Genomic DNA, 11,574 nt, shown 5'->3' with positions numbered 1-11,574 from the left:
GCCGGTTAACGCCGCCCGGCACGGCGTACAACTGCCGAAAAGTGAGCGCCACTTCGTCGTGGCGGACCGCCCGCCCGGACCGCGGCGGTCCGGGCGGGCGGCTGGGTGTCCGCTACTTCAGCCGTGCCATCAGGGCGTGCTCGACGAGCGTGATCAGCGCGCTCTTGGCCTCGCTGCGGTGCCGCGCGTCGGTGGTGACGATCGGGGTCCCCGGCCCGATCTGCAGGGCCTCGCGCACCTCGTCGGGAGTGTACGGCTGGTGCCCCTCGAAGCCGTTGAGGGCGATGACGAAGGGCAGGCCGCTGTTCTCGAAGTAGTCCACGGCCGGGAAGCAGTCGGCCAGCCGCCGGGTGTCGACCAGCACGATGGCGCCGATGGCGCCGCGTACCAGGTCGTCCCACATGAACCAGAAGCGGTCCTGTCCGGGCGTGCCGAACAGGTACAGGATCAGGTCCTGGTCCAGCGTGATGCGGCCGAAGTCCATGGCCACGGTCGTCGTGGTCTTGTCCTGCACCTGGCTCAGATCGTCGATCCCCGCCGAGGCGGAGGTCATCACGGCCTCCGTACGCAGCGGATTGATCTCCGAGACCGCTCCCACGAACGTGGTCTTGCCCACGCCGAAGCCGCCCGCCACCACGATCTTCGCGGAGGTGGTGGAGCGGCTCACGCCGCCATCGGCGCCGTTAGAGCTTGCGAAGTCCACTGAGCACCCTTTCGAGCAAGGTCACATCGGGCGTGCCGCCGGCCTCGCCGCTGCCGCCCGGCTGGTGGATCGCCACCAGCCCGGCCTCCGCCAGGTCGGCGACCAGGATCCGGGCCACGCCCAGCGGGATGTGCAGCAGGGCCGAGACCTCGGCCACCGACTTGACCTCGCGGCACAGGTGGCAGATGCGCTGGTGCTCGGGGAGCAGCCCGGGCACCTGGGCGGGGTCGGCGGTCGTGCTGACCAGCGCCTCGATGGCGAGCTGGTAGCGCGGCCGGGTCCGGCCTCCGGTCATGGCGTACGGACGCACCAGCGGCTGGTCACCCTCGTCCCCGTACGGCGCTTGACTGTAAGCACCGTACGGGCCGGGCGAGGCGGGTGGCGGGGTCATGGGGTCCTCCGGACGGGACAACTGACGGTCGTCGGGTTGGGCCGGTGGGGGGTGCGGCACGGTGGGCGGGGGTCGGTCGGCGACGTTCGGTGGATCTTCAGTGCAGCAGGCTGCCCTGCAGTTCGGCGCGGAGGTCGGGCGTCAGGACGGTGCCCGCGCGGTCGACCAGCAGGGCCATTTCGTAACCGACGAGGCCGATGTCGCACTCGGGGTGCGCCAGGACGGCCAGCGACGATCCGTCGGAGACGGACATGATGAACAGGAAGCCGCGCTCCATCTCCACCACGGTCTGGTTGACGCTTCCGCCTTCGAAGATGCGGGAGGCGCCGGAGGTCAGCGAGGTCAGCCCGGAGGCCACCGCCGCCAACTGATCGGCTCTGTCACGAGGGAAGCCCTCGGACATGGCGAGGAGCAGACCGTCCGCGGAGACCACCACCGTGTGGGACACACCGGGGGTGTTGTCCACGAAGTTGGTGATCAACCAGTTCAGGTTCTGCGCCGCCTGGCTCATCGGACTCAACTAACGCTCCTGCTGGTGAGTGGGGTCGACAACGCCGTGGTTGCCGGTGGAGGAGTTGTTGTTCTCCTCGGCCCGGTAACGGCCCTGCTGGATACCCCGGCGAAGATTGGTCAGCCGGCCGCGTACGTCATCGGGCGCACGCGAGACCTGCGGACCGGCCTTGGGGGACTGCTCCTGCTGCGCGGTGCCCGCGACGAGATTGGCGCGGGGCACCCGGCGCGGCAGTCCGGAAGTGGTGACACCGCCCGCGGCGGGCCGGCGGATCTGCTCCGCCTGCCGCCAGCGCTCGTCGTTCGCCGAGGTGCGCCACTGGCCCGTCTCCTGCTCCGAGGAGCCGGCCGGGGCCTGCGCACCGGCGCCGAAGGGCGCACCGTGGGAAGCGGACGGGGCGGCCGGCTGGCCGGCCGGAGCGGCCGGTTCGCGGCGCGGCAGCGGCGGCTGTCCGCCGGTCGCGTCACGGCGGGGCAGCGAAGGCTGCTCGGCCGACCCGCGACGGGGCAGCGGGGGCTGCTGCCCGGCCGGCTCGGCCCGGTGCTCCGCGGCATCGGCCGCCGCGGCGGCAGCGGCGGACGCCGGGTGGTTGAACCAGTCCGACTCGATGGTGTCGAAGATCGGCGTACGGCCGTCACCGGGACCCGCCGGAGCACCGCCGAGCACGTCGCCGCCGCGGTCCTGCGGCTGCGCCGGGAACTCCCCGGTGCCCTGCGCCGCGTCGTCGTACGCCTCGTGGCCGGCCCGCTGCTGCGGGAACGCGCCGGTGGCGCCGGTGTCCTGCCCGGTGGGCCGGGCCGGGGCGTCGAAGCCGCCGTGGCCTGCGTCCGGCCGCGGGAACTCGCCGGTGTCGCGGCCGGTGTGACCGCCGAGCGGCGAGCCCTGCTGGAGGTCCTGCTGGAGGTCGGCGGGCAGCGAGAAGGCACCGGTGTTCTGCTCGGTGTGCTGGGCCGGACCGGAGGTGTCGCCGAAGCCGCCGTGACCGGTGCCCGGCTGGGTGAACCGGCCGGTGTCGGCCGGGCCGCCCGGGGCCTGGGTACGGTCCGCGGTCCGGGCGCCGTCCGCGGCCTGCGGCCGGTCCGCGCCCGGGGGCGGGCCGTCGAAGTCGGGACGGGCGAACTCCGCGGTGTCACCGGGACCGCCGGCCGCCGGCCGGGCGTACCCCTCGGTGGCTGCGGGCTCTTCGTGGCCGCGCGGCTGGTCCTGCGCCTGGCGCGGGGCCGTCGGCCAGTCGTCGGAGGAACCGCGCTCGCGCCGGGCACCCCACGTGGTGGTGCCGGGCTGCTGGTCCGCCGGTCCGCCGGGCAGTTCGGCCGTGGAGCCGCGCGAGGGGAGCTGCGGACGCTCGGCGTCGCCCCGCGGCGCGCCGGTGGGCGGCTGCGAGGTCTCGGGCGCGGGGGTGGCACCGCGTACGGGCAGCGAGGGCCGCCCGCCGGCGTCACGGCTGCCGCCCGGCCGGCCACCGGCCTGCCACCGGCCTGCGGGCACCGCCGCCCCTGCGGGGCACCGCCGCCGCTGCTGGGCGCCGCCGCGCGGCTCCGCCTTGGCGGGCGCCGCACCGGAAGCGTTGCTCCGGCCGGCCGCCGCGCCACCGAAGGCACCGGCGACACCGCCGCCCGGGCCGCCGCCGAAGCCGGGGCCGCCCATACCGCCCGGACCGCCCATGCCGCCGCGGCCCGGCAGCGCCGGACGCCCGGGGGCACCGGGACCCGAACCGATCTGGCCGCGCGGCTGGAGACCGGCGAGCCGGCTGGCCGCGGCGTTGCCGCCCTCACCGGCGCCCTTGGTGGGCGGCGCGGGCTTCTTGCCGCCCTGGGCGACGTCGACCGGGAGCATGACCAGCGCCGTGGTGCCGCCGGAGTCCGAGGGCCGGAGCTGGATGCGGATGCCGTGCCGCAGGGACAGCCGGCCGACCACGAACAGACCCATGCGGCGGGAGACCGACACGTCCACGGTCGGCGGGCTGGCCAGCCGCTCGTTGATCGCGGAGAGGTCCTCGGGCGACAGACCGATGCCGGTGTCGTGGATCTCGACCAGCACCCGCCCGTCGGGCAGCGCGTGACCGGTCACCTTGACCTTGGTCTGCGGCGAGGAGAAGGAGGTCGCGTTCTCCAGCAGCTCGGCGAGGAGGTGGACGAGGTCGTTGACGACCCGGCCGGCGACCTCGGTCTGCGGTACGGAACTGAGCTCGATGCGCTCGTACTGCTCCACCTCGGAGGCGGCGGCGCGCAGCACGTCGACCAGCGGGACCGGCCGGGTCCACCGGCGGCCCGGCTCCTCACCCGCGAGGACCAGGAGGTTCTCACCGTTACGGCGCATACGCGTCGCGAGGTGGTCGAGCTTGAAGAGGGAGGAGAGCTGGTCCGGGTCGGCCTCGCGGGACTCCAGTTCGGAGATCAGCGAGAGCTGACGCTGGATGAGGCCCTGGCTGCGGCGCGAGAGGTTGGTGAACATCGCGTTGACGTTGCCCCGCAGCAGCGCCTGCTCGGAGGCCAGCCGCACCGCTTCGCGGTGCACGTCGTCGAAGGCCGCGGCCACCTTTCCGATCTCGTCCCGGCTGTGCACACCGACGGACTCCACGGAGGTGTCCACGTCCTGCGGGTCGCTCTCGGAGAGCTGCTTGACCAGCTCGGGCAGCCGCTCCTGGGCGACCCGCTGGGCGGTGTCCTGGAGGCGGCGCAGCGAGCGGACCATGGAGCGGGCCACGACGAACGCGCCGACGAGCGAGACGCCGAGGACCAGGAGGATCAGCGCACCGTTGATGATCGCGTCCTGCGTGGACTCGTCCCGCAGCTCACGCGACTTCTGTTCCATCTGCGTCAGCAGGGCGGACTCGATGCGCGACATCTCGTTGATCTTGTTGGTGTCGGCGTCGTACCAGTCCAGGTACTTCAAGTCCTCGCTGCGGATACCGGTCTCGCTGGCGAAGGAGCGGTGCGCGAAGGCGACGGACTTCTTGATCTCGTCGTTGTTGCCGTCCAGACCCTTGGTCAGCTCGGTGGCGCCACCGGTGTAGATCTGCGAGAAGCGGTCGCGGGCCGCCTTCTCGTCGTCCTCGGCGGTACGGCCGGCGAGCCGGTCGTTGGGGGAGAGCTGCGGGCCGCCCTTGTGGGCGAGACCGGCACTGACCAGCGCCCGCTGCATCGACGCGTACTCCTTGGCGGAGGAGAACGCCGCCAGCGCACGGGTGCTGCGGATCATGTCCGGGTTGCTCGTCGCCTGCGCCATGTCCTGGGAGAGGGCGAGCAGGGAGGTGATGAGCTGGTTGTAGCTGCTGACCGTGCGGGCGGCGTTGTTGTTCTCGCCGTAGGCGTTGGCACGGATCTCGTTGAGCGTGTTGAGCTGGCGCCCGATGTCCAGCAGCGTCGCCTGCACACCGGCCATGGACGCGTCGTCGCGCTGGATGTCACCGGTGGCCTTGTTGAACTGCTGCTTGGCCCGGTCGGTGGCCTCGCGCGGCGCGACGACGTTGGTGTCGTCCTTCTTGTTGCCCTCGCCGCCGATGGTGAGCGGGCCCGCCGAGCGGTCCCGCTCGACCTGGAGGGCGTCGGCGAGCATGGTCGCCTGACGCGTCATCTTGGTCAGGAGCTGCATCTTGTCGAGCTGCTCCATGTCGTCCAGCGACGTGGTGATACGCAGGGCGCCCAGCGAGGTGGCGGCGACGACGGGGAGCGCGAGCAGGGAGACCAGGCGGGTGCTGATGCGCCAGTTGCGCATGGCTATTCGGCTGCCGGGGCCGCTGGGGCCCTTCGGCGCCTTGGCCTTGCCGGGGTCGACTGACTCACCGCCCGGCGTCTGGCCGCTCCGGTCGGACGGCGCGCCGCCGTCCTCCGGGCCGTTGCCCTGGGCGCGCTGCGGCAAGGAGGCGCGGTCGGTCCCGCCGCGCAGCTCCGGGTCCGCCGCAGCTTCCCCTTGGCCCTGGCGGGCCTGGGGAGACCCCATGCCATCCCTCTTGAAACGTCCCTGCACTAGCGTCGCAACCTCTGGACCAGGCGTCCCGCCGCTTTGACGGCGGGACGGTGTCGAGTCGTAAGGGGATCTTCGTCCCCGTTTGGCGGTCGTGAGTGACCGGCGGACTGCCCTCTCTGGCAGAGAGAGCGGCACCACCGCGCGGCGCTCCTCTGCGCCCCTGCGCGCCGGCTTCAAACCTGCGGCGGTCCGTGGAATTCCAGCACAGTGCCGGATCTCCAACAAGGGCGGTGCCCCCGGGTGAGACATGCGTAACGGAATGTACGGGTCAGGTAACGGCACGTAGAAGATGTCCCGGTCGATAACGGACTTTTGCCCGCGAGTCGCTCACGCGTGCCTGCTGTCCCAGGTGCGGTGATCGGGAGCGGAACGTGCGCTTCAATCCGTCAATGTCCGTTTCGCCCACGGTAGTTGATCATGAAAAATGCGGCATTTGTCACACACTTCGTGAGCAAACTCACAGGTTGATCGCCGACTTTCCCGGGGCGACGAGGGGAATAGCGCGCTTAGCCTGACGCTTTACATCGTTGCCCGGAACGACAAGCTGATCAATTACCGGACCACAAACGGAACTCCCGGGCAACGTCATTTCGTTCCCGTTCCGGCCCCCTCTAGACAACGCGAGGCACACAGCAGTGAAGACCACGATGATGTTCCGCGCCATAGCCAACCCGCGGCGCACCACCCTGGCCCATCTCAAGGACGCCGACGAGCTGCGCACCGCGCCGGCCCAGGCCCCGGAGCACGCCGTCGAACTGCCGACGCAGACCGCCAACCCCCGCCGTACGGTCCTGATGGACGCCCCCCAGCAGGAGCGGCAGGACGCCACCGCCTGACGCGCCCGGCGGCCGGCGGCCGGTTCCCTGCGGGGCACGCCACCTGCGCCCCGCGCGCACGCCTTCGCCGCCCCGCGCGTAAATGGACGAGGGATCGGCCGTGCCCCCGCGATAGCCTGGAGCGTCAACTCCGGCCAATGATCAATGAGGGGCAGCGGCAACCCGTGCGCATCGCCAGATTCTCCATCGACGGCAACGTCGGCTTCGGCGTGGTCGAGGACAACGAACTCGACGTCATCAAGGGGCACCCCTTCGCCGAATTCGAGCGCTCGGGCCAAAAGGTCCCCCTGGACAAGGTCCGCCTGCTGCCGCCCGTCCTGCCCAACAAGGTCGTCGCCATCGGCCGCAACTACGCCGAGCACGCCGCCGAGCTGGGCAACGAGGTCCCGGACGCACCGGTCACCTTCTTCAAGCCCTCCACCTCCGTGGCCGGCCCCGGTGACCCCATCGTGTACCCCTCCTTCTCCCAGGAGGTGCACCACGAGGCCGAGCTCGCCGTCGTCATCGGCCGGATGTGCCGTGAGGTGCCGCGCGAGCGGGTCAAGGACGTCATCCTCGGCTACACCTGCGCCAACGACGTCACCGCACGCGACGTGCAGCGGCGCGAGAAGCAGTGGGCCCGGGCCAAGGGCTTCGACACCTCCTGCCCGCTCGGCCCCTGGATCGAGACCGAGCTGGACCCCGCCGACCTGACGATCATGTGCACCGTCAACGGTGAGCAACGCCAGTTGGGCCGTACGAGCGAGATGGTCCGCTCCGTCGAGGACCTGATCGTCCACATCACCGAGGCGATGACGCTGCTCCCCGGCGACGTCGTCCTCACGGGCACCCCCGCCGGGGTCGGCCCCCTCCACGACGGCGACGAGGTCGCCGTCACCATCGAAGGCATCGGCACTCTCACCAACAAGGTGATCAAGCGTGGTTAGCGCACCCAACGGTACGGACCCTGGCGTCCGCGTACGTTTCTGTCCCTCGCCGACCGGCAACCCCCACGTGGGCCTGGTCCGCACCGCCCTGTTCAACTGGGCCTTCGCCCGGCACAACAAGGGCACCCTGGTCTTCCGCATCGAGGACACCGACGCGGCGCGGGACTCCGAGGAGTCCTACCAGCAGCTCCTGGACTCCATGCGCTGGCTGGGCCTGGACTGGGACGAGGGCCCCGAGATCGGCGGCCCGCACGCGCCCTACCGCCAGTCGCAGCGCATGGAGCTGTACCAGGACGTCGCGCGCAAGCTGATCAACGCCGGCCACGCGTACTTCTGCTACTGCTCCACCGAGGAGCTCGACGCCCGGCGCGAGGCGGCCCGCGCGGCCGGCAAGCCCTCCGGGTACGACGGCAAGTGCCGCGCCCTGACCCCGGAGGAGGTCGCGGCGTTCAAGGCCGAGGAGCGCACCCCCATCGTCCGCTTCCGGATGCCGGACGAGCCGATCACCTTCACCGACCTGGTCCGCGGCGAGCTGACCTTCACCCCGGAGAACGTCCCGGACTACGGCATCGTGCGGGCCAACGGCGCGCCGCTGTACACCCTGGTCAACCCGGTCGACGACGCCCTGATGGAGATCACCCACGTCCTGCGCGGCGAGGACCTGCTCTCCTCCACCCCCCGCCAGATCGCCCTGTACAAGGCGCTGGCCGACATCGGCGTCGGCAACGGCACGATCCCCGCGTTCGGCCACCTCCCGTACGTCATGGGCGAGGGCAACAAGAAGCTCTCCAAGCGCGACCCGCAGGCGTCCCTGAACCTCTACCGCGAGCGCGGCTTCCTCCCCGAGGGCCTGCTGAACTACCTCTCGCTCCTGGGCTGGTCGCTGGCCGAGGACCGGGACATCTTCTCCATGGAGGAGATGGTCGCCGCCTTCGACGTCGCCGACGTCAACGCCAACCCGGCCCGCTTCGACCTGAAGAAGGCCGAGGCCATCAACGCCACCCACCTGCGGCAGCTCGACGTGGCGGACTTCATCGCCGCCTGCGAGCCCTGGCTGAAGGCCCCGTACGCGCCCTGGCGCCCCGAGGCGTTCGACCGCGCGGCCTTCGAGGAGATCGCCCCGCACGCCCAGACCCGTCTGACGGTGCTGTCCGACATCACCGACAACGTGGACTTCCTCTTCCTGGACGAGCCGGTGCGGGACGAGGCGTCCTGGAACAAGGCCATGAAGGAGGGCTCGGACGCCCTGCTCCGTACGGCCCGCGAGAAGCTGGCGGACGCGGACTGGTCCAGCCCCGAGTCGCTCAAGGAGGCCGTCCTGGCCGCCGGCGAGCAGCACGGCCTCAAGCTCGGCAAGGCCCAGGCCCCGGTCCGCGTCGCGGTCACCGGCCGCACCGTCGGCCTGCCCCTGTTCGAGTCCCTCCAGGTCCTGGGCAAGGACCGCACCTTCACCCGCATCGACGCGGCCCTGGCCAGGCTCACCGCCTGACCCTCCGCGCCCTCACCGCGCCCACGGGCCCGGAAGCCACCCGGCTTCCGGGCCCGTTTCGTTGAAGATCCGGCGGTGGTCACCGGGGACGGGCACAATGGCGTCACGAGGGAAGGAGGGATGCAGATGACGGCCATGATGGAGCGGACGGCCACGACGGAGATGACGGTGATGACGGAGCGGTCGCAGATGCTGCTGGAGGAATTCGAGATACTCGCCCGTACGGCGGATCACAGCGCTGAACGGCTGCGCCTGGAGTTCATCAACGAAAAAATGGGGGTCAAGGCGGTGCCGGACGGGGATCACGGCAGGATCATCCAGTGGTTGATTCGGATCTGCCTTCAGGCACGACCGGAGCTGTGGCTGCATGACCAAGGGTTGAAAGTTCAGCCCTATCGCCACGGACGCGCGCGGCCCGACGGAACCCTCGCTCCCAGTGACGCGTTCGTCGGACAAGGCGACTGGGCCGATCCTGAGCCGGCCCTGATGGTTGTCGAGGTCACTTCTTACGACGCCGACACCGACCGTCGTGACCGCCAGGACAAACCCCGGGCCTACGCGGAAACCGGTATCCCGGTGTATCTGCTGATCGATCGCGACTCCTGCGAGGTCGCCGTGTTCTCCCAGCCGGACGGCGAGCGGTACGAGCAAGTCAGCATCGTGCCGTTCGGCAAGTCGGTGACGCTGCCGGACCCGGTGGGCATCGAACTGGACACCGAGCCGCTGAAGAACTGGGTGCGCTGACCGCCGCGCTCACGCGCACCACGGAAGGCGCCCTGCTCCCCGTACGAGGAGCAGGGCGCCTTCACCGGTTGAACCGGTTCACCGGGCGGTTCAGCAGACCTCGGTGCGCTTGTAGTCGCCCCACCGGCTGCGGTGGGTGTAGGCGCCGCCCTTGTTCAGCTTGTGGCAGCCGAAGGGGCCGAACGTGCCGACCACGCGTACCCGCATGGTCTTGTTGCACTTGTTGGTGATGATGGCCTGCCAGTACTCGCCTTCGGCGGTGAAGACGTTGCGCTGGATGCAGGCCGGAGCCGTTCCGTTGGCGGACGCCGGCGCGGCGGTCGCCAGGGACCCGAGACCGAGTCCGGCGATGGCCAGGCCGATGGCGGCGGCACGTCGCATGAGGTCACTCCCCGTTGCATTCGTCGTGTTCCTGCCAAGGCGTGCGATGAGCGCGCCCCGGTGCGGCGGACAGCATAGCGATCAAGAGGGATGGGCAAGGGCGTCGCGCGGCGTCACGGAGCGTGCCGGTCCTTCGGGGAACCGTGCCGGTGGGGCCCCGTACGCCGTGCCGGGCCGCCGCGGCCGGTAACCGGTTTTGGAGCGCCGTCCCCCATCGGGTAATGTTCTTTCTGCGCCGCCCGAGAGGGCCGAGAGGTCCGGCCGGGAAGCGCAGGCCGAACAAGACCCCTGGCGGGGGTTGCGTTCCGGTGGGCTATGGTGTAATTGGCAGCACGACTGATTCTGGTTCAGTTAGTCTAGGTTCGAGTCCTGGTAGCCCAGCAAGAGATCTCCACGCAGGTTTCTTGATCCAGCAGTTCCAGGCCCCCGTTGTGTAGCGGCCTAGCACGCCGCCCTCTCAAGGCGGTAGCGCCGGTTCGAATCCGGTCGGGGGTACTGATCCTTTCTTTCCGTCTCCTTCGGGTCGCTCCCGGATGCGACGATGCAAGGATCGCTAGGGCCCCCGTTGTGTAGCGGCCTAGCACGCCGCCCTCTCAAGGCGGTAGCGCCGGTTCGAATCCGGTCGGGGGTACTGGTCTAAACCACCATGGGCTATGGTGTAATTGGCAGCACGAGTGATTCTGGTTCATTTAGTCTAGGTTCGAGTCCTGGTAGCCCAGCGCGTGACCGCAGGTCGACTGCGGTTCTGCGAAGCAAGCCCCCGTTGTGTAGCGGCCTAGCACGCCGCCCTCTCAAGGCGGTAGCGCCGGTTCGAATCCGGTCGGGGGTACGCACAGAAAAGGCCCTCCCTGCTGGGAGGGCCTTTTCGTATGGGTGCGTATGCGCCCCTGCTTCCCCGCTACTTCCCGGCGCCGAAGCGCTTGTGCGACTCCTCGGCCTCCGCGAGCCGCCGCAGGCTCAGCAGCACCGGCTCGTACAGCACGGTCAGTGCCACCGCGGCCTCCACCTGTTCGATGGGCGTGGTGAACTCCTCCACCAAGTCCAGGTCGGCGACGGCCAGTTCGCCGGCGAGCCGGGCGTACGGCAGGACGTTCTCGACGCCGTGCGGATAGCCGAGCCGGGCGAGCGCGGCGATGGCGTTCACCAGCATCGCGTATGCGGGGGAGGACGCCCCCGCCTGAAGCCCGTACCGCCAGTCCAGGCGGCGCAGCAGCTCGTCCGCCGTGCGGCGGGCCGCGGCGGTCTCCGGGTCCTCCTCGACGGGTCCCGGGTCCTGCGGCAGCGCCCAAACGGCCGCGCCGAGGCGCATGTGGTGGTCCAGCGACTCGTCCTCGACGGCCGCCAGTACCTCGCGCGCGGTGGCCACCGGCACCTTCCCGACCTGGATCAGCGCCCGGACCAGGCGCAGCCGGCGCAGGTGGTCCTCGCCGTAGTCGGCCTGGGTGGCGGTGAGCCGGCGGCCGGGCGGCAGGAGTCCTTCGCGCAGGTAGTACTTGATCGTGGCGGTGGTGATCCCGCTGCGTTCACTCAGTTCCGACAGCCGCATGTCTCTTGACGCCTCCCATTGGACAGTGTCACTATCCAAGCATGGATAGTGTCGCTATCCAACGTCTGACCGGCAGGG

At 70.5% G+C, this 11,574-nt stretch carries 10 protein-coding genes and 5 tRNA genes; 9 read left to right on the top strand and 6 right to left on the bottom strand.

What is annotated here, in order from left to right:
• Positions 1 to 112: 112 nt before the first annotated feature.
• The 4 genes from KGS77_RS09425 to KGS77_RS09410 form a co-directional block, all read right to left on the bottom strand.
• Positions 113 to 703 (bottom strand): ATP/GTP-binding protein, encoded by a 591-nt coding sequence (locus tag KGS77_RS09425; RefSeq protein WP_242580221.1) that lies wholly within the window; start codon positions 701 to 703, stop codon positions 113 to 115.
• Entirely contained in the window at positions 684 to 1,094 is a 411-nt protein-coding gene (locus KGS77_RS09420) for a DUF742 domain-containing protein (protein ID WP_242580220.1), read from the bottom strand. The genes KGS77_RS09425 and KGS77_RS09420 overlap by 20 nt, the downstream gene beginning before the upstream one ends.
• 97 nt (positions 1,095 to 1,191) lie before the next feature.
• Positions 1,192 to 1,605 carry a roadblock/LC7 domain-containing protein gene (locus KGS77_RS09415; protein WP_093485348.1) on the bottom strand — a complete coding sequence of 138 codons (414 nt, stop codon included), beginning with the start codon at positions 1,603 to 1,605 and terminating at the stop codon, positions 1,192 to 1,194.
• Between the two features lie 9 nt (positions 1,606 to 1,614).
• A complete protein-coding gene (locus KGS77_RS09410; RefSeq protein WP_242580219.1) occupies positions 1,615 to 5,547 on the bottom strand; it encodes a nitrate- and nitrite sensing domain-containing protein in 3,933 nt (1,310 codons plus the stop codon).
• A gap of 662 nt (positions 5,548 to 6,209) precedes the next feature.
• Here KGS77_RS09410 and KGS77_RS09405 point away from each other — a divergent pair.
• From KGS77_RS09405 to KGS77_RS09390, 4 genes are all read left to right on the top strand, one after another.
• The gene (locus KGS77_RS09405) at positions 6,210 to 6,410 is read left to right on the top strand and encodes a hypothetical protein (protein ID WP_242580218.1); all 201 of its coding nucleotides are present in this window, start codon (positions 6,210 to 6,212) and stop codon (positions 6,408 to 6,410) included.
• A gap of 164 nt (positions 6,411 to 6,574) precedes the next feature.
• A complete protein-coding gene (locus tag KGS77_RS09400) occupies positions 6,575 to 7,336 on the top strand; it encodes a fumarylacetoacetate hydrolase family protein (protein WP_242580217.1) in 762 nt (253 codons plus the stop codon).
• Positions 7,329 to 8,825 (top strand): glutamate--tRNA ligase, encoded by a 1,497-nt coding sequence (gene gltX / locus KGS77_RS09395; RefSeq protein ID WP_242580216.1) that lies wholly within the window; start codon positions 7,329 to 7,331, stop codon positions 8,823 to 8,825. The genes KGS77_RS09400 and gltX overlap by 8 nt, the downstream gene beginning before the upstream one ends.
• Positions 8,826 to 8,987: 162 nt before the next feature.
• Positions 8,988 to 9,569 carry a Uma2 family endonuclease gene (locus KGS77_RS09390; protein WP_242587379.1) on the top strand — a complete coding sequence of 194 codons (582 nt, stop codon included), beginning with the start codon at positions 8,988 to 8,990 and terminating at the stop codon, positions 9,567 to 9,569.
• A gap of 90 nt (positions 9,570 to 9,659) precedes the next feature.
• Here KGS77_RS09390 and KGS77_RS09385 read toward each other — a convergent pair whose 3' ends face one another.
• The gene (locus tag KGS77_RS09385; protein WP_242580215.1) at positions 9,660 to 9,950 is read right to left on the bottom strand and encodes a hypothetical protein; all 291 of its coding nucleotides are present in this window, start codon (positions 9,948 to 9,950) and stop codon (positions 9,660 to 9,662) included.
• 309 nt (positions 9,951 to 10,259) lie between these two features.
• Here KGS77_RS09385 and KGS77_RS09380 point away from each other — a divergent pair.
• The 5 genes from KGS77_RS09380 (at position 10,260) to KGS77_RS09360 (ending at position 10,779) form a co-directional block, all read left to right on the top strand.
• Positions 10,260 to 10,331 (top strand) — tRNA-Gln (locus KGS77_RS09380).
• Between the two features lie 41 nt (positions 10,332 to 10,372).
• Positions 10,373 to 10,445: transfer RNA gene (locus KGS77_RS09375), tRNA-Glu, on the top strand.
• Positions 10,446 to 10,508: 63 nt separating this feature from the next.
• A tRNA-Glu gene (locus KGS77_RS09370) sits at positions 10,509 to 10,581 on the top strand.
• A 16-nt stretch (positions 10,582 to 10,597) separates the two neighbouring features.
• Positions 10,598 to 10,669: transfer RNA gene (locus KGS77_RS09365), tRNA-Gln, on the top strand.
• A 37-nt stretch (positions 10,670 to 10,706) separates the two neighbouring features.
• Positions 10,707 to 10,779: transfer RNA gene (locus tag KGS77_RS09360), tRNA-Glu, on the top strand.
• 69 nt (positions 10,780 to 10,848) lie between these two features.
• On the opposite strand, the gene KGS77_RS09355 is transcribed toward KGS77_RS09360, so the two are convergent.
• Positions 10,849 to 11,496 carry a MerR family transcriptional regulator gene (locus tag KGS77_RS09355; RefSeq protein WP_242587378.1) on the bottom strand — a complete coding sequence of 216 codons (648 nt, stop codon included), beginning with the start codon at positions 11,494 to 11,496 and terminating at the stop codon, positions 10,849 to 10,851.
• Between the last annotated feature and the right edge of the window lie 78 nt (positions 11,497 to 11,574).

The sequence above is a fragment of the Streptomyces sp. MST-110588 genome, from assembly GCF_022695595.1.
GTDB lineage: Bacteria > Actinomycetota > Actinomycetes > Streptomycetales > Streptomycetaceae > Streptomyces.
This window is presented reverse-complemented; position numbering and strand designations above follow the sequence as displayed.

What these genes read in the sequence shown, in the direction of transcription:
- KGS77_RS09390 (WP_242587379.1), top strand. Translation starts at nt 8,988, where the DNA reads ATGACGGTGATGACGGAGCGGTCGCAGATGCTGCTGGAGGAATTCGAG.
- KGS77_RS09420 (WP_242580220.1), bottom strand. Translation starts at nt 1,094, where the DNA reads ATGACCCCGCCACCCGCCTCGCCCGGCCCGTACGGTGCTTACAGTCAA.
- KGS77_RS09355 (WP_242587378.1), bottom strand. Translation starts at nt 11,496, where the DNA reads ATGCGGCTGTCGGAACTGAGTGAACGCAGCGGGATCACCACCGCCACG.
- KGS77_RS09385 (WP_242580215.1), bottom strand. Translation starts at nt 9,950, where the DNA reads ATGCGACGTGCCGCCGCCATCGGCCTGGCCATCGCCGGACTCGGTCTC.
- KGS77_RS09415 (WP_093485348.1), bottom strand. Translation starts at nt 1,605, where the DNA reads ATGAGCCAGGCGGCGCAGAACCTGAACTGGTTGATCACCAACTTCGTG.
- KGS77_RS09410 (WP_242580219.1), bottom strand. Translation starts at nt 5,547, where the DNA reads ATGGGGTCTCCCCAGGCCCGCCAGGGCCAAGGGGAAGCTGCGGCGGAC.